This is a genomic window from Pseudomonas veronii, from assembly GCF_001439695.1.
Lineage (GTDB): Bacteria > Pseudomonadota > Gammaproteobacteria > Pseudomonadales > Pseudomonadaceae > Aquipseudomonas > Aquipseudomonas veronii.
This window is the reverse complement of the sequence record NZ_JYLL01000016.1, coordinates 58,437-82,348: the sequence shown is the minus strand read 5'-3', so window position 1 is coordinate 82,348 and position 23,912 is coordinate 58,437. Positions and strand designations below refer to the sequence as shown.

Annotated in this window: 16 protein-coding genes; 5 read left to right on the top strand and 11 right to left on the bottom strand. The window is 63.6% G+C overall.

What is annotated here, in order from left to right; all coding sequences use genetic code 11:
• Nucleotides 1–214 precede the first annotated feature (214 nt).
• Nucleotides 215–1,378, top strand: a complete 1,164-nt coding sequence (locus TU80_RS19405; RefSeq protein WP_017845449.1) for a type III PLP-dependent enzyme — start codon at nucleotides 215–217, stop codon at nucleotides 1,376–1,378.
• A 49-nt stretch (nucleotides 1,379–1,427) separates the two neighbouring features.
• On the opposite strand, the gene TU80_RS19400 is transcribed toward TU80_RS19405, so the two are convergent.
• Nucleotides 1,428–2,177, bottom strand: coding sequence for a tetratricopeptide repeat protein (locus TU80_RS19400; RefSeq protein WP_057005150.1), 750 nt, complete (start codon nucleotides 2,175–2,177; stop codon nucleotides 1,428–1,430).
• A gap of 2 nt (nucleotides 2,178–2,179) precedes the next feature.
• Entirely contained in the window at nucleotides 2,180–2,860 is a 681-nt protein-coding gene (locus TU80_RS19395) for a Fe2+-dependent dioxygenase (RefSeq protein ID WP_017845451.1), read from the bottom strand.
• 204 nt (nucleotides 2,861–3,064) lie between these two features.
• Between TU80_RS19395 and TU80_RS19390 the strand changes: the two genes are divergently transcribed.
• Together TU80_RS19390 and TU80_RS19385 are read left to right on the top strand one after the other, a co-directional pair.
• The gene (locus TU80_RS19390) at nucleotides 3,065–5,350 is read left to right on the top strand and encodes a TonB-dependent receptor (protein WP_057005149.1); all 2,286 of its coding nucleotides are present in this window, start codon (nucleotides 3,065–3,067) and stop codon (nucleotides 5,348–5,350) included.
• A gap of 134 nt (nucleotides 5,351–5,484) precedes the next feature.
• On the top strand, nucleotides 5,485–8,010 hold the full coding sequence (locus tag TU80_RS19385; protein ID WP_057005148.1) for a PepSY domain-containing protein: 2,526 nt from the start codon (nucleotides 5,485–5,487) through the stop codon (nucleotides 8,008–8,010).
• A 157-nt stretch (nucleotides 8,011–8,167) separates the two neighbouring features.
• Here TU80_RS19385 and TU80_RS19380 read toward each other — a convergent pair whose 3' ends face one another.
• From TU80_RS19380 to ptsP, 4 genes are all read right to left on the bottom strand, one after another.
• Entirely contained in the window at nucleotides 8,168–9,709 is a 1,542-nt protein-coding gene (locus TU80_RS19380) for an alkaline phosphatase D family protein (RefSeq protein ID WP_057005147.1), read from the bottom strand.
• A 191-nt stretch (nucleotides 9,710–9,900) separates the two neighbouring features.
• Nucleotides 9,901–11,619: a PTS fructose-like transporter subunit IIB gene (locus TU80_RS19375; RefSeq protein ID WP_017845455.1), complete on the bottom strand. Its 1,719-nt coding sequence runs from the start codon at nucleotides 11,617–11,619 to the stop codon at nucleotides 9,901–9,903.
• Nucleotides 11,620–11,630: 11 nt separating this feature from the next.
• Nucleotides 11,631–12,572 (bottom strand): 1-phosphofructokinase, encoded by a 942-nt coding sequence (gene pfkB, locus TU80_RS19370; RefSeq protein WP_057005146.1) that lies wholly within the window; start codon nucleotides 12,570–12,572, stop codon nucleotides 11,631–11,633.
• Nucleotides 12,573–15,431, bottom strand: a complete 2,859-nt coding sequence (ptsP, locus tag TU80_RS19365) for a phosphoenolpyruvate--protein phosphotransferase (protein ID WP_057005145.1) — start codon at nucleotides 15,429–15,431, stop codon at nucleotides 12,573–12,575.
• Between the two features lie 295 nt (nucleotides 15,432–15,726).
• Here ptsP and cra point away from each other — a divergent pair, with 295 nt between their 5' ends.
• Together cra and TU80_RS19355 are read left to right on the top strand one after the other, a co-directional pair.
• Nucleotides 15,727–16,722 carry a catabolite repressor/activator gene (cra, locus tag TU80_RS19360; protein ID WP_017845458.1) on the top strand — a complete coding sequence of 332 codons (996 nt, stop codon included), beginning with the start codon at nucleotides 15,727–15,729 and terminating at the stop codon, nucleotides 16,720–16,722.
• Between the two features lie 2 nt (nucleotides 16,723–16,724).
• Nucleotides 16,725–17,501 carry a TatD family hydrolase gene (locus tag TU80_RS19355; RefSeq protein ID WP_057005144.1) on the top strand — a complete coding sequence of 259 codons (777 nt, stop codon included), beginning with the start codon at nucleotides 16,725–16,727 and terminating at the stop codon, nucleotides 17,499–17,501.
• Here TU80_RS19355 and TU80_RS19350 read toward each other — a convergent pair.
• The 5 genes from TU80_RS19350 to TU80_RS19330 form a co-directional block, all read right to left on the bottom strand.
• The gene (locus tag TU80_RS19350) at nucleotides 17,448–17,876 is read right to left on the bottom strand and encodes a hypothetical protein (RefSeq protein ID WP_017845460.1); all 429 of its coding nucleotides are present in this window, start codon (nucleotides 17,874–17,876) and stop codon (nucleotides 17,448–17,450) included. The two genes, TU80_RS19355 and TU80_RS19350, sit on opposite strands and share 54 nt — an antisense overlap.
• 126 nt (nucleotides 17,877–18,002) lie before the next feature.
• Complete coding sequence (locus TU80_RS19345) at nucleotides 18,003–20,033, bottom strand: methyl-accepting chemotaxis protein (RefSeq protein WP_057005143.1); 2,031 nt, start codon at nucleotides 20,031–20,033, stop codon at nucleotides 18,003–18,005.
• Between the two features lie 163 nt (nucleotides 20,034–20,196).
• The gene (gene ampE, locus TU80_RS19340; RefSeq protein ID WP_057005142.1) at nucleotides 20,197–21,033 is read right to left on the bottom strand and encodes a regulatory signaling modulator protein AmpE; all 837 of its coding nucleotides are present in this window, start codon (nucleotides 21,031–21,033) and stop codon (nucleotides 20,197–20,199) included.
• On the bottom strand, nucleotides 21,030–21,593 hold the full coding sequence (ampD, locus tag TU80_RS19335) for a 1,6-anhydro-N-acetylmuramyl-L-alanine amidase AmpD (protein ID WP_017845463.1): 564 nt from the start codon (nucleotides 21,591–21,593) through the stop codon (nucleotides 21,030–21,032). The genes ampE and ampD overlap by 4 nt, the downstream gene beginning before the upstream one ends.
• A 61-nt stretch (nucleotides 21,594–21,654) precedes the next feature.
• The gene (locus TU80_RS19330; RefSeq protein ID WP_057005141.1) at nucleotides 21,655–23,805 is read right to left on the bottom strand and encodes a DUF1631 domain-containing protein; all 2,151 of its coding nucleotides are present in this window, start codon (nucleotides 23,803–23,805) and stop codon (nucleotides 21,655–21,657) included.
• Nucleotides 23,806–23,912: the final 107 nt, after the last annotated feature.

Sequence of the window (23,912 nt, the reverse complement as noted above, 5' to 3'; positions counted from 1 at the left end):
CTCACGCCCTAAAGTTCGCGCCGAACGTCCATGCTGGAAACGATCCATCCGGCTCAAGTACTGACGACGAGACAGCAAGGCCAAGGGAAGCTTATCCCATGGCCTTTTTGCTTTCGGCGACATGCCTTGGGAAGTAGGCGAACCAAAGTGGGGATACGGAGGACGTTCATTTGCACCCATTGATCAATTTAGTTTGCCCTTAGGAGTTCCCAGCATGTCGATCAACGTCGAAGATTATTTCGCGCGCGCCACTTTTGACAAAATGAAGGCGTTCGCCGACAAGCAAGAAACCCCGTTCGTGGTGATCGACACCGCGATGATCAGCCAGGCCTACGATGACCTGCGCGCCGGTTTCGAATTCGCCAAAATCTATTACGCAGTCAAGGCCAACCCGGCCGTCGAGATCATCGACCTGTTGAAAGACAAGGGGTCGAGCTTCGACATCGCCTCGATCTACGAGCTGGACAAGGTCATGGCCCGCGGCGTCAGCCCCGACCGTATCAGCTACGGCAACACCATCAAGAAATCCAAGGACATCCGCTACTTCTACGAGAAGGGCGTGCGCCTGTTCTCCACCGACTCCGAAGCCGACCTGCGCAACATCGCCAAGGCCGCGCCGGGCTCGAAAATCTATGTGCGTATCCTCACCGAAGGCTCGACCACGGCTGACTGGCCTCTGTCGCGCAAATTCGGCTGCCAGACCGACATGGCCATGGACCTGCTGATCCTCGCCCGCGACCTGGGCCTGGTGCCGTATGGCCTCTCGTTCCACGTCGGCTCGCAACAGCGCGACATCAGCGTGTGGGACGCGGCGATCGCCAAGGTCAAAGTGATCTTCGAGCGCCTGAAGGAAGAAGACGGCATCCACCTCAAGCTGATCAACATGGGCGGCGGCTTCCCGGCCAACTACATCACCCGCACCAACAGCCTGGAAACCTATGCCGAAGAAATCATCCGCTTCCTCAAGGAAGACTTCGGCGACGACCTGCCGGAAATCATCCTGGAACCGGGCCGTTCGTTGATCGCCAACGCCGGCATCCTGGTCAGCGAAGTGGTGCTGGTGGCACGTAAATCGCGCACCGCCGTCGAGCGCTGGGTGTACACGGACGTGGGCAAGTTCTCCGGCCTGATCGAAACCATGGACGAAGCCATCAAGTTCCCGATCTGGACCGAGAAGAAAGGCGAGATGGAAGAAGTGGTGATCGCCGGTCCTACCTGCGACAGCGCCGACATCATGTACGAAAACTACAAGTACGGCCTGCCGTTGAACCTGGCGATCGGTGATCGGTTGTACTGGTTGTCGACCGGCGCGTACACCACCAGCTACAGCGCGGTTGAGTTCAATGGCTTTCCGCCGTTGAAGTCGTATTACGTGTAAGACGCCGGCGAACAAAAAACCCATGACCTGTCATGGGTTTTTTTATCGCTCAGAAACAGGTCATGGCATGTTGCTCATAGGCATCGGCCATCGCCCGAATCCGCGGATCATTCGCCTGCGCCAGCGCCTTGTGCGCCACCCGCAAAAACTTCAGATTGCCGCCGGCCAAGGCCTTGCGCAACCATGCCAGCGCCGCCTCGATCTGGCCGCTGTCGGCCAGTACCGCCGCGTAACTGAACTGCCCACGGAAATCCCCGGCTTCGGCTGAGCGTCGATACCACGCCACGGCAGCGTCCGGATCCCTCGGGCAAAACCGACCCTCTTCCAGATAGCGCCCCAACAGGTTCATCGACTTGGCGTGGCCCTGCTCCGCCGCCTGGCGATAGCACCTCAGCGCGTGCGCCTGGTCCTCGGCGACACCGCGACCGGTGGCCAGCAGGTTGGCGTAGTTGTATTGCCCCCAGTCCAACCCGGCTTCGGCCGCCAGCCGATAGTCCCGCGCCGCCGCCGCTTCGTCGGCGACGCAGCCCCAGCCATGCTCGCGGCAACGCCCCAGCATATTGCGCGCCATCAGGTGCCCGCCCTGCGCCGCGATCTGGAACCAGCGCAGTGCCAGCGCTTCATCGCGCTCGATGCCGCGCCCTTCCAGCAGGATCTGCCCGAGCAAGGCCTGGGCATCCGCCACGCCCTCCCTGGCCGCGATCAGGATCGCCTGGGCCGCGCGCACTGGCGAGTCGTCGAGCATGCGCTGCAACTGCTCGACGTTGAGCACTTCTTCACGGCGCAATAAAAAGCCCATGCTCAGACCTCGACCCAGCGACGCAACAGGTTGTGGTAAGTGCCGGTGAGCTGGATCAACGCCGGGTGGTCCGGGACCGCCGCGGTCAGTTGCTGGATCGCACCGTCCATCTCGAACAGCAGGGTGCGCTGGCTGTCTTCGCGCACCAGGCTTTGGGTCCAGAAAAACGAGGCGTAGCGCGCACCACGGGTCACGGCGTTGACTTTATGCAGGCTGGAGCCGGGGTACAGCACCATATCGCCGGCGGGCAGCTTGACCCGTTGCACGCCGAAGGTGTCCTGGATCTCCAGTTCGCCGCCGTCATAGTCCTCCGGGTCGCTGAAGAACAGCGTGGACGACAGATCGGTACGCACCCGCTCCTGGCTGCCCTTGGGCTGGCGCACGGCATTGTCGATATGAAAGTCGAAACTGCCCCCGGCCGTGTAGCAGTTGAGCAGCGGCGGGAAGACTTTGTGCGGTAACGCCGCCGACATAAACAACGGGTTTTGCCACAACCGCTCCAGCATCGCCGTACCGATTTCCTTGGCCAGCGGGTGGCCTTCGGGCAATTGCAGGTTGTGCTTGGCCTTGGCGGACTGGTGCCCGGCGGTGATTCTACCGTCGGCCCAGTCGGCGGTTTCCAGGGCTTGGCGAATGCGCTGCACTTCCTCACGAGAGAACAGGCCGGGAATATGCAGCAACATGAGCACTACCTGAGAGCGGAAAGACGTTAATGGTATTGATTCTTATCCTCTCTGTAAAACCCGAAGACGAACGAGATCGTAAAAACCGTAAGGAAAAAGTGTAAAGAATGTAAATTAGCCACGAATAGCAATAAGTCGCAATTGATACAAAGTCTTGTTCAGCCTATATTCCGCGGCCTCACATCCTTGGGGAAAGGACACGTCATGTCGCGCACTTGCATAAAAACACCTGCCAGTTCACCACGCCTGCTGGCTTCGGCCATCGGCGTTGCACTCGGCGCCAGCTCTGTCGCCCATCTGGCGCAAGCGGCCGACGACACCGAACAGAAAGGCCAGCGCAACAGCATCTCCCTGGGCGCCACCAGCATCACCGGGGAAGCACAGGACGCCACCTCCTATCAGGTCGAAAAAGCCTCTTCGCAAAAGTACACCGCGCCGCTGGTGGACACGCCGCGCTCGGTCACCGTGGTGCCCCAGCAAGTGCTCAAGGACACCGCCGCCACCTCGTTGCAGGATGCCTTGCGCACCGTGCCCGGCATTACCTTCGGCGCCGGTGAAGGTGGCAACCCCCAGGGCGACCGCCCGTTCATCCGCGGTTTTGACGCCCAGGGCGACACCTACCTGGACGGCGTGCGCGATACCGGCGGCCAGAGCCGTGAGATCTTCGACATCGAATCGATCGAAGTCAGCAAAGGCCCGAACTCTTCGTTCGGCGGGCGTGGCTCGGCCGGCGGCAGCCTCAACCTGGTGAGCAAGACACCCCAGGCGCGCGACTTCACCAACGGCGGCTTCACCTACGGCTCCGACCAGACCCGCCGCTACGTGCTCGACGTCAACCGCCAATTCCTCGACGACAGCGCCGCGTTCCGCCTGAACCTGATGAGCCACGAACAAAACGTCGCCGGCCGCGACGCGGTGAATTACGACCGCTGGGGCGTGGCGCCGTCGCTGACCTTTGGCCTGGGCACGCCGACCCGCGTCAACGTCAGCTACTACCACATGGAAAGCGACGACCTGCCGGATTCGGGGATCCCCTACGGTTACGGCTCCGCGACCGCCACCGCCCACGTACACGACAAACCCAACGACGGCGGCGACAGCAATAACTTCTACGGCCTGAAGAGTCGCGACTTCCGCAAGACCCGCGCCGATATCAGCACGGTCTCCGTCGAACACGACCTGAACGACAACATGACGCTGAAAAACACCCTGCGCCATGGCAACACCGGCCAGGACTATATCCTCACGCAACCGGACGACAGCAAACTCAACGTCAACAAGTTCGGTACTGTGTGGCGCCGCGCCAACAGCCGCGTGTCGACCACCGAGACCACCACCAACCAGACCGATCTGTTCGGCAACTTCCACGCGCTGGGTTTCAAGCACACCTACTCCACCGGCCTCGAGTTCACCGGCGAAGAAACCCGTGTCAGCAGCTACACCATCAGCCCCAACGCCAACCCGGTCTGCACCGTGGCCAAAGGCAGCCTGGGCGGCCAATGCACCTCGCTGAGCAACCCGAACCCGGACGACGCCTGGACCGGCAGCATCGCGCGCAACTACAACGGCACCAACACCAAAGCCACCAGCCGCGGCGCCTACGTGTTCGACACCATCGAACTGGACCCGAAATGGCTGCTGAACGTCGGCCTGCGCTACGACACCTTCGACACCGAGGCCAACACCAACGCCACCACCGGGCGTACCAAGATCAAAGACGACAGCCAGTTCTTCAACTGGCAGGCCGGCCTGGTCTGGAAGCCGGTGGAGAACGCCAGCATCTATGCGTCCTACGCTACCTCGGCCACGCCGGCCGGTGGTCTGGTCGGTGAAGGCTCCGACGGCAACCCACTGTCCGCCGGCGCCGCCACCAGCGACCTGCAACCGGAAGAAACCGTCAACTACGAGCTGGGCACCAAGTGGGATCTGTTCCACGACCGCCTTTCGCTGACGGCTGCCGTGTTCCGCACCGAGAAGAAGAACACGCGCATTCTGGTGGATGCCCTGACCTACGAGAACGCCGGTGAATCCCGCGTCGATGGCCTCGAACTCTCGGCCAGCGGCAAACTCACGGATCAATGGCAAGTGTTCGCCGGCTACAGCTACCTCGACAGCGAGCTGGTCAAATCCGGACGCAACGGGCGCAACGGGGTGCTCAGCGCCGGCTCCAGCGAGGGCAACCAAATGCCCAATACGCCGAAGAACACCTTCAGCCTGTGGACCACCTACGACATCACGTCGAAGCTGACCATCGGCGGCGGTGCGTTCTATGTCGACGAGGTCTACGGCGATGCCGGCAACACCGTGTATGTACCGTCCTACACGCGCTACGACGCCATGGCCAGCTACAAGCTGACCAAGAACGTCGACCTGCAACTGAACGTGCAGAACCTGACCGACAAAACCTACTACGACAAGGCCTTCTCGACCCACTTCGCCAACCAGGCGGCCGGGCGCACCGCACTGTTGACCACCAGCTTCCACTTCTAAACGGTCAACCCGCAGCCAACAGCCCCACGCATCGATGCGTGGGGCTTTTGCGTGTTAAACAACAAAGTTTCTCGACAACCCACGGCATAATGCGCGCCGTGATACAGATATCCAGATGAGCGAGGCGGTCCGACGTGTTGAAGAAAACCCTGTTCCAGTTGCACTGGTTCTTCGGCATCACTGCCGGGCTGGTGCTGGCCTTGATGGGGATCACCGGGGCGGCGGTGTCGTTCCAGGATGAAATACTGCGCGCGCTCAACCCCAGCGTGCTGAGCGTGGCAAAACGCGACGCCGGGGTACTGCCGCCCGCCGAACTAGTGCGCAAGCTCGAAGCCAGCGAAGGCAAGCGCGTGTCGATGCTGTGGGTGGAAACCGACAGCGGCACCGCCGCACGCGTGTTCTTCACCCCGCCGCCGGGTGAACGGCGCGGCCAGATGCGTTACTTCGACCCCTACACCGGCGACTACATGGGCGACGCCGTCGGCCAGGACGTGTTCGGGTTTCTCCTGCAACTGCACCGTTTCCTGGCCATGGGCGACACCGGCCGGCAAATCACCGGGGCCTGCACGCTGATCCTGCTGTTCTTCTGCCTGTCCGGCCTGTACCTGCGCTGGCCGCGCCAGGTGGCGAACTGGCGCGTGTGGCTGACCCTGGACTGGCGCAAAAAAGGTCGCAGCTTCAATTGGGACTTGCACTCGGTGTTCGGCACCTGGTGCCTGTTGTTCTATCTGTTGGCGGCGCTGACCGGCCTGTCGTGGTCCTACGAGTGGTACAACCAGGGCCTGAACAAGCTGCTGTCCGACGCCCCGCAGAACGAACGGATGCGCAAACGCGGCCCACCGCCCGCGGGCCCGACGCCGGAGGCCAACTACGCGGCGATCTGGAGCAGCATCTACAGCAGCGCCGGCCCCGACTTGAGTGCCTACAACATCCGCATGCCGGCAGTCGCCGGGCAGCCGGCCACGGTGTTTTACCTGCTGAAAAACTCGCCCCACGACCGCGCGCTGAACCAGATCAACCTGGACCCGGCCACCGGCGCGGTGAAATCCCACGAGCGCTACGCCAGCAAGAGCCTCAAGGCTCAATTGCTGACCAGCCTCTACGCGCTGCACACCGGCAGTTACTTCGGCCTGGTGGGGCGGATCATCCTCACCATCAGCGCGCTGTGCATGCCGTTGTTCTTCATCACCGGCTGGCTGCTGTACCTCGACCGTCGCCGTAAAAAGCGCCAGGTACGCGATGCCCGCGAGCGCCTCAGCGCCAATCACAGCCATGCGCCGGCCTGGCTGATCGGCTTCGCCAGCCAGAGCGGTTTTGCCGAACAACTGGCCTGGCAGACCGCCGGGCAACTGCAGGCCGCGGGCTTGCCAGTGAACGTGCAGCCGCTGGGCAGCGTCAGCCAGGACCAACTGCGCCAATCAGAAAATGCGCTGTTCGTGGTCAGCACCTTCGGCGACGGCGAAGCCCCCGACAGCGCCCGTGGCTTCGAGCGCAGCGTGCTCGGGCAGGACCTGTCCCTCAAAGGCTTGAACTACTCGGTACTGGCCCTCGGCGATCGCCAGTACCAGCACTTCTGCGGCTTTGCGCGGCGCCTGCACTTCTGGCTGACCAACCAGGGCGGCACCCCGTTGTTCGCCCCCGTGGAAGTCGACAGCGGCGACACCCATGCCCTGCAGCACTGGCAACAACAGCTGGGGCAACTCACCGGGCACGCACCGACAGCGGCGTGGCCGAGCGCACAGTATGAAAACTGCAGCTTGAACCAACGCACCTTGCTCAACCCTGGCAGTGTCGGTTCGGCTGTGTACCTGCTGGAGCTGAGCGCGCCGTCAGGGCAACGCTGGACGGCCGGCGACCTGGTGGAAATCCTGCCGCGCAACGGCAGCCGGGCCATCGCGCAGTTCCTCGGGGGCCTGGGCCTGGCCGGCAGCGAGAGCGTGCTGATCGACGGCCTGGCCCACACCCTCGACCAGGCCCTGGCCACCCGCCAATTGCCGGACAACCGCGCCCATCTGGTGGGCCTGCATGCCCAGGCGCTGGTGAACGCGCTGGCGCCCCTGGGCATGCGCGAATACTCCATCGCCTCGATTCCCAGCGACGGCGTGCTGGAGTTGATCGTGCGCCAGGAACGTCATCCGGACGGCACCCTCGGCCTTGGCTCGGGCTGGCTGACCGAACACGCGGCCCTCGGCTCGAGCATCAGCCTGCGCCTGCGCCGCAACAGCGCTTTCCACCTGCCGGACGCGCCTGCGCCGTTGATCCTGCTGGGCAACGGCACTGGCCTGGCCGGTTTGCGCAGCTTGCTCAAGGCACGCATTGCCGACGGCCAGCAGCACAACTGGCTGTTGTTCGGCGAACGCACTATCGCCCACGACTACCTGTGCCAGGACGAACTGCAAGGCTGGCTGGCCAGCGGTGACCTGGCGCTGCTGGACCTGGCGTTTTCCCGCGACCAGGAGGAAAAGATCTACGTGCAGGACCGCCTGCGCGAATCGGCGGACGTGTTGCGTCGATGGCTGGCGGACGGCGCGGCGATTTACGTGTGCGGCAGTTTGCAGGGGATGGCCGCAGGAGTGGATCAGGTGCTGCATGAGGTGCTGGGCAGTGAGGCGGTGGAGCGCTTGATCGAACAGGGCCGCTATCGCCGCGATGTCTACTGAGATCCTCTAACCACTGAAGAACCTATGTGGGAGGGGGCTTGCCCCCGATGGCGGTGGATCAGTCAACTCATGGGTTACTGACACACCGCTATCGGGGGCAAGCCCCCTCCCACAGTTTTTGACTGTATTCCAAGTCAGTTTTTGACTGCACCCTCAATCAGACCGGTTGCAGCTTTTGCTCGAACACTGAAACCCCATCCAGATCACGCAGCATCACCGTCAACTCCGCCGTCTGCCCATCGATCTGCACTTCGCCGAAAAACTGGAAACCGGCAAACGGCGAGGTGTTCTGCGCCGGCGGTGCTTTCTCGAACACCACCTGCGGACCAAAGGTTTTATCCAGCGGATTGGGCCCGAAGCTCCCCGCATTCAACGGCCCCGCGACAAACTCCCAGAACGGCTCGAAGTCCTGGAACGCCGCCCGATCCGGGTGGTAGTGATGCACCGCGCAGTAATGCACATCCGCCGTCAACCACACATGGTTGCGCACCTGCTGCGCGCGCAGAAACCCGAGCAGCTCGGCGATTTCCAACTCGCGCCCTTGCGCCGGGCCGGGGTCGTTGTTGGCGATCGCTTCCCAGCGCGGTACGCCCGGGCTGACTTCGCCGTCGGGCACGCCGAGGCCGATCGGCATGTCGGCGGCGATCACCTTCCATTGGGCCTGGGACGTCTGGAGTTCGCGCTTGAGCCAGTCCAGTTGCTCTCGGCCGAGGAAGGGTTTGGCGCCGCCCAGGTTGTCATCGTTGGGCCCGCGATAGCTGCGCATGTCGAGCACGAACACATCCAGCAGCGGGCCATAACTGAGCTTGCGATAAATCCGCCCGCCGCCGTCGGCGCTTTGCCGACGCATGGGTGAATATTCCAGCCAGGCCTGACGCGCATGACCGACCAGGGTGTTGATGTCCTTGGTCTGGTAACGCTCATCGAGCTGCTTGCTCGGCGACCAGTTGTTCACCACTTCGTGGTCGTCCCACTGCCAGATCTGCGGTACTTCGGCGTTAAAGCGCCGCACGTTTTCATCCAGCAGGTTGTAGCGGTAATTGCCGCGATACTCATCGAGGGTTTCAGCGACTTTGCTCTTGGCCTCGGTGGTGATGTTGCGCCAGATGCGCCCGCCTTCGGTGGTCAGTTGCGCCGGCACCGGGCCGTCGGCGTAGATGGTGTCGCCGCTGTGGATAAAAAAGTCCGGCAGGCGCAGACGCATGGCTTCGTAGATCCGCATGCCGCCGATGTCCGGGTTGATGCCGAAGCCTTGGCCGACGGTGTCGCCGCTCCACACAAAACGAATATCGCGACGCTGTTGCGGCACGCTGCGCAGGTGGCCGAACCAGGGCTCGCTGGCGACGCCGGTCTGGGCGTCTTCGAAATGCACGCGGTAGAAAATCGCCTGGTCGGCGGGCAGGCCGGTGAGTTCGACGCGGGCGGTAAAGTCGCTGCGGTTGTCGGCCAGCGGCGAGACGAATCGGCGTGGGTTACTGAACACACTGCGGGTGTCCCATTCCACCACCATCCGCGCCGGGCGGTCGCTGCGGCTCCAGATCATCGCGCGGTCGCCGAGCAGGTCGCCGGACTGCACGCCATCGGTGAGTTGCGGCCGGTCCTTCACCGACGCAATCACCGCCGGTGCCAGCCCCGGCAGCAACAGGCCCGCGCCGACGGCTTGCATCACGCGGCGACGGCCGAGATCGAAATGGCTCATGCAGATGCCCTCTTGAGTATCAAAAGGGCAACTAGAGCACAGGGTGATGAAGCCGATATGACACCGCCTTCAAGGCCTCGCAGATCTTAATGTGGGAGGGGGCTTGCCCCCGATGGCGGTGGGTCAGTCCATTCATGGGTGACTGACACATCGCCATCGGGGGCAAGCCCCCTCCCACATTTTCCACAGCGTCAGGCTTGGGCGGGTGTGACTGCCAGTTCCACCGCTTCCGGGCGTTTGATCAGCGCATACACCAACCCCGTCAACACGCTACCGGCGGCAATCGCCAGCAAGTACAGCAGCGCATGGTTCATCGCATTCGGGATCACCAGCACAAACAAGCCGCCGTGGGGTGCGGCCAGTTTGCAGCCGAAGTACATCGACAGCGCGCCGGTCAACGCGCCGCCGGCGATGCTGGCCGGGATCACCCGCAGCGGGTCCTTGGCAGCAAACGGGATCGCGCCTTCGGAGATAAAGCACAGGCCCAGAATCATCGCGGCCTTGCCGGCCTCGCGTTCGGTCTGGGCAAACTTGCGCCGGGCCAGGAAGGTCGCGATGCCCATGCCGATCGGCGGCACCATGCCGGCCGCCATGGTCGCCGCCATCGGCGCACCGCTGGACGCCGCCAGCAAGCCGACAGAGAACGCATACGCGGCCTTGTTGATCGGCCCGCCCAGGTCAACGCACATCATGCCGCCGAGCAGGATGCCGAGCAGCACGGCATTGGTGGTGCCCATCGTGCTGAGGAAGTCGGTCAGCCCGGTGAGCAGCCGCGCCACCGGCGGGCCTACCAGGTAGATCATCGCCAGGCCCGTGAACAGGCTTGCCAGCAACGGGATGATCAGGATCGGCTTGAGCGGCTCCAGGCTTTGCGGCAGGCGCACCGCGCCGGTGATCAGCTTGACGCAGTAACCGGCGAGGAAACCGGCAATAATCCCGCCGATAAAGCCCGCGCCCAACGTCCCGGCCAGCAAGCCGCCGATCATGCCGGGGGCCAGGCCGGGGCGGTCGGCAATCGAATAGGCGATATAGCCCGCGAGCAGCGGCACCATGAGCATGAAGGCCTGGTCGCCGACGGTTTTCAGCGCCGCCGCCAGGGTGCCTTTTTCTTCAAAGGCATGGATGCCGAACACGAACGACAAGGCGATCAACAGACCGCCCGCCACCACCATCGGCAACATGAACGACACGCCGGTCAGCAGGTGTTTGTAGACCCCGGTTTTTTCCGACTTAGCCACCGCCCCGCTCGCCGCGCTTTCCACGGTGCCTTCGGCCAGGGCCTTGTTGAGGGTCGCTTCGGCTTGCTTGAGGGCGATGCCGGTGCCGCAGCGGTAGATCTTCTTGCCGGCGAAGCGCTCGGTGGCGACTTCGATATCCGCCGCCAGCAGCACCACATCCGCCTCGGCAATCGCTTGCGGGCTCAACGGCGTGCGCGCGCCGACCGAACCCTGGGTTTCTACCTGCAAGTCATAGCCCAGGCGCTTGGCGGTCTGCTGCAACGCTTCGGCGGCCATGAAGGTGTGGGCCACGCCGGTCGGGCAGGCGGTGATCGCGACAATACGCGGGGCTTGCTTGGCCGCCACCGGGGCTTCGCTGGCGACATACACCTGAGCCTCTTCGGCGCCACGCCGCAACACCGCCTCGACGTCCTGCAAGGCCTGGGCCGGGGTGCTCTGATACACACGCTTGCCGACAAACCGCTGCATATCCAGCGGCGTGCTGCTGACCAGCAACACCCACTCGGCAGCATCGAGCGTGGCCTGGGACAACTGGCGTTCCGGGCGCTGCACGTCCACCACTTCGACGCTGGTGCTCCAGCCCTGGCGCTGCGCGGCGGCGTCGAGCAAACGGGCGCACAGCACACTGGTGACCATGCCGTTCGGGCAGGCGGTAACAATGGCTAAATTCATCACAAACCCTCTTATTGTTCTGTCAGCGGGCGCACATGGACGCCGCTTTCGAGACGCGCCAATTGCGCATCATCGCTGATGCCAAACCCGATCTGCGTGACGGCCATCGCGGCAATCGCCGTGGCGCGGCGCAAGGTGGTCTCGGGCAGATCGAAACCGAGCAAACCGTGGAGCATCCCGGCCAGCAGCGAATCGCCCGCGCCGACCGTACTCGCGACGCTGACTTTCGGCGGCGTGGCATGCAGCGCCGTGCCGGGGCTGAACCAGTTGACGCCGTCGGCACCGTGGGAAATCACCACATGCTCGATGCCGCCGGCATGCAAACGCACGGCGGCCTGGGCCTGTTGGTCGACGGAGTCGGTCGGGCAGTCCAGCGCTTCGGCAAGTTCTTCGGTATTGGGCTTGATCAACCACGGGCCGGCCTGCAACCCGGCGCGCAGGGCAGCGCCGCTGGTGTCCAGGGCAACTTTCAAGCCGAGGTCTTTCAGCAGCACCAATAAGCCCTGGAACCACTGCGGGCTGACACCGCACGGCAAGCTGCCGGCGACCACCACCGCATCGTGCCCCGGGGCGATCAGCGTGAGTTGGTTGAGCAACGCCTGCTGCGCCTGCTCGCTGACCAGCGGCCCCGGCGCATTGATGTCGGTGACGCGGCCATCCTGTTCGGCGATCTTGATATTGCTGCGGGTCTCGCCGGGCACGCGGATGAACGCATCGGCAAACCCACGGCGCGCGATCAGCGCGTCAAAGGCCTGGGGGTTGTCCGCGCCGAGAAAACCACCGACGGTGACCTGATGACCGAGGTCGGCCAGCACCTGGGCGACGTTCACGCCCTTGCCGGCCGCGTGGGTCAGCATCGTCTCGCTGCGATTGACTTCACCGGGTTCCAGGCGCGCCAGGCGTACCGTGAGGTCCAACGCCGGGTTCAGCGTCAGGGTCAAAATCCTTGCCATCTACACGGCCTCCACAAGGGCTCGCACTTCAGCGGGCGAACCCACCGTGAGTGCTTGTTGCGCCAGGCCCTGGGCCTCGCTCAGACTGAATTCTCGCACCCGCGCCTTCACCTCGGGAATGCTGCGGGCCGACACGCTCAACTCATCCACGCCGAGACCGATCAGCACCGGCACCGCCAGCGGATCGGCGGCCAGCTCACCGCACACGCCAACCCATTTGCCATGGGCATGGGCGGCGCGCACGGTGATGTCGATCAGTTGCAACACGGCGGGGTGCAGGCCATCGGCCTGGGCCGACAGCGTCGGGTGGCCACGGTCGATGGCCAGGGTGTACTGGGTCAGGTCGTTGGTGCCGACGCTGAAGAAGTCGACTTCCTTGGCCAGCACCGGCGCGAGCAACGCGGCGGACGGCACTTCGATCATGATCCCCAGTTGCAGGTCGGCCACCGGGATTTCCAGGCGCAGGCGCTCGGTCATGTCCCGCGCAGCGCGCCACTCATCGACGCTGCCAACCATGGGGAACATGATGCGCAGCGGCCGGTTATCCGCCGAGCGCAGCAGTGCGCGCAATTGCGCTTCCATGATCTGCGGGCGTTGCAGCGTAAGGCGAATGCCGCGCACGCCGAGGAAGGGGTTTTCTTCCTCGGCGATCGGCCAATACGGCAGCGGTTTGTCGCCGCCCACATCCAGGGTGCGGACCACCAACGGGCGACCGCCGAGGCCATCGAGCACGCGGCGGTATTCAGCTTCCTGGGTGGCTTCGTCCGGCGCTTGGGGGTGGGCCATGAAAATCAGTTCGGTGCGCAGCAGGCCAATGCCTTCGGCGCCCTGCTCCACCGCGCTCGCCACGCCGGCGCTTTCGCCGATGTTGGCGAACACTTCCACGGCGTGCCCATCCCGGGTCAGGGCCGGCTGATGGCGCTGCGCCGAGGCGGCTTGCAGGCGTTGTTCACGGGTGTCGCGTTCGACGCTGGCGCGTTGCAGGGTCGCGGCGTCGGCGTCGACATGCAGGCGGCCGCGCTGACCGTCGAGCAGCAACGGCGTACCGGCGGCCAGCAGCAACACGGCCGGGCCGGCGCCCACCAAGGCGGGGATGCCCAGGGCGCGGGCGACGATGGCGCTGTGGGCGGTGGCGCCGCCACGGGCGGTGAGAATGCCGGCGACGCGCGCCGGGTCGAGGCGCGCCACATCCGACGGGCCGACTTCGTCCATCACCAGGATGTAGGGTTCGTTCGGTTCCTGGACGGTTTCGACACCGCACAACTGCGCCAGCACACGGCGACCGATGTCGCGCAGGTCGGCGGCGCGCTCGGCGAGCAAGGCGTCCTGCAACGATTCCTGCTGCTTGGCGGCGGCTTCGATCACGCTCATCCAGGCGGCTTCGGCGCTTTCACCCTGCTTGAGGCGGGTGTCGACGTCGTCGGTCAGTTCCGGGTCGTCGAGCATTTCCTGGTGGGTGATGAAAATCTCGCGGATCGCCTTGGCCTGGCTGCGTTCGATCAGGCCCTGGATATCGCCGCGCACATCGGCCAGTGAGGCGTGCAGGCGCTGGCGCTCGATGGCCGAGGACTCGCCACGCAACGGATAGTCGAACGGTTGCAGCACCTGGATATGCGCCGGGCCGATGGCGATGCCCGGTGCGGCGGCGATGGCCTGGATCTGGCTGCCGGCCAGGGGCGCGCTGAGCGTCGGTTCGAGCACCACGGCGGCGGCTTGTGCACTCGCGACAGGCAGCGGCTCGACCTCTTCGCCAAGCCCCTCTTGTACCGCGGCCAGCAAGGCGGGCAGCGCATCGTCGGCAATCGTCGGCTCTGCGACAAACTCCAGCACCTGGCCACGCCGGGCGCCGAGGCTGAGCAGCTTGCTCAGGCTTTTCACCGACACGGCGCCCACCGCGCCATCGACGATGCGTACACGAATATCGCCGTCAAAACTTTTTGCCAGTTGCGCGAGGATCTTCGCCGGCCGCGCGTGCAGGCCATGGGCATTGGCCAGGGCGATGCGTGCGCTGGGCCAGTCGGGTGGCAGCTCACCGCCCAATACTTCAAGCACCGCACGGCTGCTGGTGGCGCGGCCCAGTTCCTGGCCACGCCCTTCAATCAACAGCGCACACAGGCGTTCGAGCAAGGTCTGGTGCGCCTCGCCGAGGCTGGCCAGGCAGAACAGACCATTGAGGGGCTGGCCGAGGTAACGCATGGGTTTGTCCGGGGTGACAAACGCCAGCCCCGGGCGCTTGACGGTCTGCTCGCTGTGCAACCACCACAGGCCATCGCCCAGGGGCAGCGCATCGACCTGCTGCAACACGGCGGCAAAGCCATTGCTCACACAATCGGCCTGGCGCAGCAGGCGGGCGCCACGCCACACCAGCTCTTCAAAATCATCGGCGGACACACCGAGCCCGATCATTTGCGCGTCCAATGCCAGTTCCTGCGGCGCGCCCTGCAACAGTTTCAGCAGGGCCTCGGCGGAAGCGGCGCGGCGCAGTGCCTGGCCCAGGTCGGTTTCCCCGAGGGCGCGGGTCAGCAATTGCAGCAGGCGCAGGTGTTCGTCTGATTTGGCGGCAATGCCAATGGCCAGGTAGACGATCTGGCCATCGCCCCAGTCCACCCCTTCGGGGAACTGCAGCAGGCGCACGCCGGTGGAAAATACCTGATCGCGGGTTTCGGGGGTGCCGTGAGGGATCGCGATACCTTGACCGAGAAAGGTCGAACCTTGGGCTTCACGGGCTTGCAAGCCGCTGAGATAACCCTCGGCGACCAGGCCGTCGGCCACCAGTTTGTCAGCGAGCAGGTGCAAGGCAGCAGATTTGTCCACAGCCGTCTGGCCCATGGAAATCTGCTCTATGGTGAGCTCAAGCATGCCGTTCTCCTAGTTAGTGCGTCGGGCGCACTAGGTATTGTTTTGAATAAATCAGTCTAAAGTCGTTCATGAACAAACTGACTGAGCAGTCGGTTGGCAGTAGCCACTCAGTAGCGAACATCGCAAAAATACGCCTGCTGAAACGTTTAATCTAGAATTCGTGGCAGATTACGCGTTAATTGCGCATCCTTGAAGACCCACTCGGCACTTGAGCTGAGACATTGGTCGTCTGCAGTAATCGGTTACGATTGGACAAAATGTCGGGGCAAGCTCCAGAAAACAAGGAAATCCCGGTTTGAAACTCAGTGATATCGCCCGTCTCGCCGGTGTGTCCGTGACCACCGCCAGCTATGTCATCAATGGCAAAGCCGAACAACAACGCATCAGCAGCGCAACCGTCGAGCGCGTGCGTGCGGTGGTCCAAGCCCATGGTTTCACGCCCAACCCCCAGGCTGCGGGACTGCGCAGCCGGCATACGCGCACCTTGGGTTTCATCCTGCCAGACCTGGAAAACCCCAGTTACGCACGAATTGCCAAGTTGTTGGAACAGGGCGCGCGCGCGCGAGGCTATCAATTGCTGATCGCCAGCTCCGACGATGACGCCGACAGCGAGCGCCAGTTGCTGCAACTGTTCCGCGCCCGACGCTGCGACGCGCTGTTCGTTGCCAGCTGCCTGCCGGCCAGCGACGACAGTTATCGCGAGCTGCAAGCCAAGGGTTTGCCGGTCATCGCCATCGACCGCGAGATGGACCCCGCGCAGTTCTGCTCGGTGGTCAGCGACGACCGCCAGGCCTGCCAGCAACTGACCAGCAGCCTGTTGCAACCGCTGCCCAAGCAGATCGCGCTGATCGGCGCGCGGCCCGAGCTGAGCATCAGCCAGGCGCGCGCCGCCGGTTTCCGTGAAGCGCTGCAGGGGTTCGGCGGTGAAGTGATCGTCGAACACGGCGAGGCGTTCAGCCGCGACTGCGGCCGGCAACTGATGGAGCAATTACTGCAGCGCCTGGGGCATTTGCCTGACGCGCTGGTGACGACGTCCTACGTGCTGCTGCAAGGCGTGTTCGACGCACTGCATGACTTCCCGCTCAAGACGCGGCCGCTGCGCCTGGGCACCTTCGGTGATACCCAACTGCTGGATTTCCTGCCGCTGCCGGTGAATGCCATGGCCCAGCAACATCAACTGATCGCCGACACCGCGCTGCGCCTGGCCCTGGCTGCGATTGAAGAACAACAGTATCAACCCGGCGTAAACGCCATCGGCCGCACCTTCAAGCAGCGCATTCACGAGGTTTGAGCGTGGAGCTGATCGACACCCACACCCACCTGGACTTCCCGGACTTCGACAGCGATCGCCGGCAAGTCCTCGCGCACAGCCGCCAACTCGGCGTACAGCGCATGGTGGTGTTGGGGGTGTATCAGCAAAATTGGCAACGACTGTGGGATCTGGTGCAAGACGATGAAGGTTTGTTCGCAGCCTTCGGCCTGCACCCGGTGTACCTCGACGAGCATCGCCCCGCCGACCTGACGGCCCTGGGCGACTGGCTGACCCGCCTGCGGGGCCATCGGCAATTGTGCGCGGTGGGCGAGATCGGCCTGGATTACTTCCTCGAACACCTCGACCGTGAAGGCCAGCAACATCTGTTCGAAGCCCAACTCAAGATGGCCGTGGATTTCCAACTGCCGGCCCTGCTGCATGTGCGCCGCAGCCATGCCGCCGTGATCGCCACCCTCAAGCGCATCCGCCTGCCACGGGGCGGCATCATCCACGCCTTCGCCGGCAGCCGCGAAGAGGCGCGCGAGTACATCAAGCTGGGGTTCAAACTGGGCCTGGGCGGCGCGGCCACCTGGCCACAGGCGCTGCGCATGCACAAAGTACTCGCGCAACTGCCCCTGGAAGCCGTGGTACTGGAAACCGATGCACCGGACATGGCCCCCGCCATGCACCCCGGCCAGCGCAACAGCCCGGAACACCTGCCCGAGATCTGCGCCGCGTTGGCCGAGCGTATGGGCCTGAGCCCGTTATCGCTGGCGCAGGCGAGCACACGCAACGCGTGCGAGCTGTTCAATTGGTAGCGGGCTGACGGCCTGCAGGTCCAGGGTCATGCGTTGCCGATGGCGGGCAAAACGCAGCACCAGGCAGTGGATCAGCACCGTCACCAGTGAAAGGTTGAGCTGCTCGATCACACTGAGTAACCCCACCCACTCCGCCACCAGTGCCACCAGCAAGGTCACGCAGGTCAGGATGATCATGCTCGGGCGAACCAGCGCCCACTGGTCCAGCGCACGAAATTGACGCTGCTGTTTGCGACACCGCAACTGCAGGCCCGACTGGCAATACACGCACTCGAACGGCTCGTCGATGGCAATCGCGTTCAACTGCCAAGGCTTGAGTTCAAACGTCATGTCGCATCGGGCGCAGCGCCCTCTGATACCGAATGCAGCGATCATCGCCGTGCCTCCTTGGGACTGTGACCAGGTGAAACAAATTTTCACCTATTCACGCCGCCAGAAAAGATACGTCGCAAAATTAAGACAAACACCACAACCACAAAGGACAAATCCTACTAACAGACCCTACACCCGAAATGCGCCGATCAGTTGCTTCAGCTCGATCACCTGCTGCGACAACTGCCGGCTGGCCGCTTCGGTCTGGTACGCACCGTCGGCCGCATGCTCTCCGGCGCGGTTGATTTCGACGATGTTGCGGTCAATGTCGTGGGCGACCGCGGTTTGCTGCTCGACGGCGGCGGCAATCTGCTGGTTCTGATCCACGATCATGCCGACGGCGCCGAGAATATTTTCCAGGGCCTGCTGGACCTTTTCCGACTGGCCCACGGTGCCTTCAGCCATGGCATGGCTGGTGCCCATGGCCTTGACCGCCGCGCCGACACCGCTGTGCAAGCGGCTGATCATCTGCTCGATCTCTTCAGTGGAGTGCTGGGTGCGCCGGGCCAGGGTCCGCACTTCATCGGCCACCACCGCAAAGCCGCGGCCCTGCTCCCCGGCGCGGGCCGCTTCGATCGCGGCGTTGAGCGCCAGCAGGTTGGTTTGCTCGGCGATGCTCTTGATCACTTCCAGCACGCTGCTGATGGATTGGCTGTCGGTGGCCAGTTGATTGATCACGCGTACCGACTCATCGATCTCCGATGCCAACCGCGCAATGCTGCCTTGCTGGGACTGCACCAGGCCACGGCCGCTGACGGTTTCATCGTTGACGCTATGGGCGCTGCTCACCGCCGCCGCCGCGCTGCGTGCCACTTCCTGGGCGGTGGAGGACATCTGGTTCATGGCCGTCGCTACCTGTTCGATCTGGCTGCGCTGCCCGGAGACCGCCTGGTTACTGCGGGCCGAGACCGCCTCGACCTGGCCGGCCTGCAACTCAACCTGGCTGACGGTGTGCCCGACGCGCTCGATCAGGTCGTGGATCTTGGCCACGGTGCCATTGAACACTTGGCCCAGTTCGCCCAACTCGTCGCGGCTGCGGGCGACAAACGTGACGGTCATATCGCCCGCCGCCACCTTGTCCATCATCGCCCCCAAGCGCCGCAACGTGGTACGCGTCGAGGCATAGAAACCGGCGTACAGATAAAAGATCAGCAAAAACACCGCCGCCAGGGCCGACACCAGTACGACCATGTGCGTGCGGTTTTGCGTCAGCCGTTGCTCCAACTGCTGTCCGAGGAAACCCAGGGTGGCCTCATTGAGTTGGTAGGTCTGGGCCATCAGTTGACTCACGTCGTCGTAGAAGCCCTGCCACGGTGCGTCGAGGGTTTCGGCCATCACCACCTGCTCTTCAAACAGTTCACTGCCTTGCTTGAGGCTCGCGTTGCTGGCCTTGGCCAGGCTGTCGAGCGCTGTGTGGGCGGCTTTGCTGGAGCCCAGGGCGTCCTGCAGCTTCAAGCCGTATTCGGCCTGGAGTTTTTCCAACTGCTGCAACAGTTCGTCGAAGCGCGTGCTGGAGGAGGAGTTCAGAAAACCCTGGCCGAGGGAGTACGCGCCCATTGCCCGCCCTTCGCCCAACGTCTGGGTGACTTGCGGCGTGACGCCGGTGATCAGTTCGCTGAGCTGGCGCAGATCACTCTGGGGGTCGCGGCTCAAGCCGGATTGGCTGGCGATGATCTGGCTGAGCATCTGCGCCTTGTTCAACAGTTTGCCGATCAGCGCACTTTTGCTCTGTAGCGATGACTCCTGTTGCTGGGCCTTGAAGGCGCCGACCAGTTCGTCGCGCTTGGCGTCGAAGACGGCGACTTGCTCGGGGTCGGTGGCCATCGCGCTCAGGCCTTGCAGGCGCGCCAGCACACTTTGTTCCAGGGTGTTGATCGCGCCCTCCAGATCGCCCGCCTTGCCGGATTGGCCGAGGGTCGCGTTGATCTGCACCTGGTTGTTGAGGGTTTCCAGGTCACGGCGCAAGGCCAAGCTGCTGCCGAGCAAATCCAGGCTTTGCAGTTCGATGCGGGTGCCCTGGAATTCACGCCAGGAATCGCGCACCAGAAAATAGTTGGTCGCCAGCATCGGCAACAGGAACAACACGCTGATCAAACTGAACTTCATGCCGAAGCTCAGGCGGTTCATCAGCGCGACGGCGGGATAGAGCAAGCTCTTCACAGGTGAACTCCCTTCCTATTATTTTTATTTGAGGCGCAGGGCGGCGGCAGATAGCCACTATTTGGCGCTCTGCTTGTATAGCTCAAATCGCAAGGGAGTTTTGTAACGTAAAGTTAACGCGCTGTGGGAGCAGGCTTGCTCCCACAGGGATTGAGCGTGACCGCTAGGGCAACACAGTCCAGATGGCGAAACCGGCATACCACAGCACCGCCGCGCGCAGCAGCAGTTCCCACAGGCGATCCAGGCTGTTGATGCCGTCGGCCCCCACCACCGGCGGCGGGATTTCGGCGGCCACCAGGCCGACTTTGTTCACCAGTTGCGCGGCACTGATGTCCCAGCTCAGCAGCTCGTGGAGCATCACTCGGCTGACCGCGACAAAGTTGCCCACCAAGGCGAAGCTCGCCGCCAGCAAGCGCACCGGCAACCAGTCAAAGGCATGCCGCAGTTGCGCGGCACGCTCGGCCACCAGAGGGTTCTGACTGTGTTCGCTGGCCAGCGCCAGCAGGCGATAGGCCAGGGCTGCGACCGGGCCCAACAGGAAATACCAGAAGATCACCGCAAAGAAGCTCTGATAGGCCTGCCACAGGAGATACCCCTGGACACGTTCCAGCAACTGCTCGCCACTGTCGGCAGCGACCTTCAGGTCACGCTCGGCCACATGCTCGGCGGCCTGCAGGTCGCCGCGCCGCCAGGCATCGCGGAACGGGCCAAGCCCGGCCAGCAGATCACCGCGCCCCAGGCTGTAGATCAGCACCAGCAAATGCACCGGCAGCGCCAACAGGCCGTAGGCCACCGGTTCCAGCATCAGCAGCAACAACGCCACCACGGCTACCGGCAGCAACACCAGCAGCGCCAGAATCAACCAGGGCTGTTCGCCCAGGCGCGGGCTCGATTCCAATCTGGCCAATTCGCGCAGCCATCTGCCGTCGCGCTGCAACTTTTGGCGCAAGGCCGAGAATTTCTCGATCCAGACCGCCAGCACCAACACCAGGAAACTCATTGTGCGTGTCCTCCATCCTGCAGGGCGCTGCGAAAGCGCATCCAATCAAAAGCGGGCCCGGGATCGGTCTTGCGCCCCGGGGCGATATCGCTGTGACCACAAATGCGCTGACGGGTGATGCCCGGGTAAGTCGCCAGCAACTGACGTGTCAGGTCGATCAGTGACGCATATTGGGCATCGGTAAACGGCAGGTCATCCGTACCTTCCAACTCGATCCCCAGGGAAAAGTCATTGCACGTTTCGCGCCCCTCGAAGCTGGAAACCCCGGCATGCCAGGCGCGGTCGAGGCAGGACACAAACTGCGTCACCCCTCCGTCGCGTTCAATCAGAAAATGCGCTGACACGCGTAGGTCGGCAATCCCTGCAAAGTAAGGATGTTCCGTGACATCCAAGCGATTCTGGAAAAATTCCTGCACCTTGCCGGTGGCGAACTGCGCCGGCGGCAGGCTGATGTTATGCACCACCAACAGCGAGACTTCACCTGCGGGGCGCTCGTTGAAGTTGGGCGAAGGGCAATGACGAACGCCCTGGCACCAACCGCTGGCGGGGTCCAACTGCATACAGGTTCCTTGAACGTGACTAAGTCTGACCAGTATGCCGCGTTCAGCCCTATGGTTGCGATCACTTGCCGCGATTGAGTTGACGCAAGTTACCCGCCACCGTCGCCAGCGCACGCTCGAACAGCAGGGCTTCGTCCAGGATACGCAACGCACCACGCTTGAACGCCAGGGCCAGTTGGCCGGCGCTGCGCTCGAGTACCTTGAGCCCGGCGCGGTTGACGAAAACATAGCGATCGGCCGGTGCCATGATCGCGTTCAGTTTGCCGCGCAGAGCGGTTTCCTCGGGTTCCAGGAACTCCAGCCAAACGCCGACGCGCAATTGGCGCACCTTGAGCAGGTCGGGATCATCCGCGGCCAGGTCCTGCGCGGCATCGGGCAAGCCAGAGTCGAACACGAAGGGCTCCTGCACCTCGATCAACCTCTCGCCGCCCTCGAACGCCTGAACATGCAAGGCCTGCAGCCGAACAAAGAACTCACGGGTGCTGAAAGGGTCGAACCCCGCGCCGCTCATCCCGTCGCGCAAGGCCTTGAGCAACGCCGGCAACTGCTCCAGCAGATGCCGCCCGGCCTCGGTGTCGTCGTGCAGGCTAACGCTCCAGATCAACTCGTCCAGGGTGCGCAGCCCCGCCTGCCATTGCACCGATTGCTCACCGTGCTTGAGGCTGGCCAGCAACAGCACCTGGCTCCAGGCCTGTTGCACAAACTGCACCACCGAGCGCGGCAGGACCTTGCCCAGCAAACGCCGGTTCAGCACGTCGGCCACGCGCTGTCGGGCCGCCTCGTTACGCAGGCGCGCTTCCTCGGTATCGCGGGTGTGCTGTTCGAGCAATGCACTGTGCCGGTGCTCGTCAGCGGTAAACGCGCAGAACTCCGACAGCAGTTCGGAAAAAATCGCCGGGTCTTCGGCAAAATCATTCAGCAACCGCTGCACCACCTGCTCGATGCGCAGGTACAGGCTGTCACGCGGGTTACCTTCAGCCGGGCTCCAACCGATGGCGGCACCGGCGATTTCGTTGAGCAGCCGCCGCGCCGGATGGCCGGCGCGGCTGAAAAGGCTCTTGTCCAGCACCGCCAGTTTGAGCATCGGGATCTGCAACCGGGCGATCAAGGCCTTGAAGGCGTCCGGGACGGCGTGGTCATTGAGGATGAATTCGAACAACAGCGCGACCAGGTTGATTACGTCTTCGTCGGCCTCTTCCACGACCCGGGATTTGCCGCTCTTGACGCTGACTCGGGTCAGCAGTTGCTTCAACTGGTTGCGCAGGTCGAAGTCGTCCTCGACATCCGGCTCCGGCACGTATTGCTGCAAATGGGACAACAGCCGCAGCAGGTCGCGGGTGGCAATGGGCTGGGGCTCGGCGCTGGCTTCCAGGGTCGGCGCGACACTGCCGCGCACGGCGCCCAGCAGCGCTCGCAAGGTAGAAAAGGCGTGCTCGCCATTTTCGTCGACTGGCTGGTCGGCGCTTGGCAACCGGGCTTCACGCGTGTGCTTGCACGGTACGCGCCCGCCGGAACGACGGGCCGGCACCGCCTTGAGTTCAGGCAGCACGCCGGTGGCGACCAGCAACTGATTGGCCTCACCGTACAGGTGGTCGGCGTCGCTGAGCACGTACTTTTCAAAGAGCTTGAGCATGACCAGCTTGACGCGAATTTCCACGCCCAGGCTGCGCCCCGCGCGCAGGAAAAACTCGCACAGCAGCGCCGGCCCCAGGGGGTTCTCGCAGTCATCCATGGACCTGTCGAGCAAGGCGCCTAGGCGAGTGGTCAGTTGCCCCAGGGCGAGGCCGTCGCGATGCTGCACCCGCCCGAGCATTGCCTCCAGCGCCAGGGCTTTTTCCAGGTCGTCCCTGAGGATGCCGGGCACCTTGTCGTAGGACACCACCGGCACCAACTGCCGTTCACCGCGCCCTGCCCCGCCCAGGTTGGCGAAGGCCTCGAACAGTTGCCCCATGAACACGCGCTCGAAATTCTTGCGCTTGAGACGCAGGTCGCGCATGGCTTCAAAGAAAATATGGTGGTCGACGTTGTTAAGGGCCTTGTCGGCCATTTCGAACAGGGTGTCGTCGGCGTTATCGAACAGCTCCTGCAAACCTTGCTGCAGTTGCTGCGCAGCCTTGTCGCGAACCTGCAGCAACACCACCGGTAGGCGCGCGAGCGGCGATGGCGTGGTCTGTGCCTTATTGATCGGCACCACCTTTCCGTCGTTGTGCATCCAGGCCTCCTGAAACGGCGGTGTGGGTAGGGCAAAGTCGGGGCAGGCCCAGTTGGGCACTGCGAATATCCGGTTACCACCAGGACGTCAAAGCTATGACGCCAATT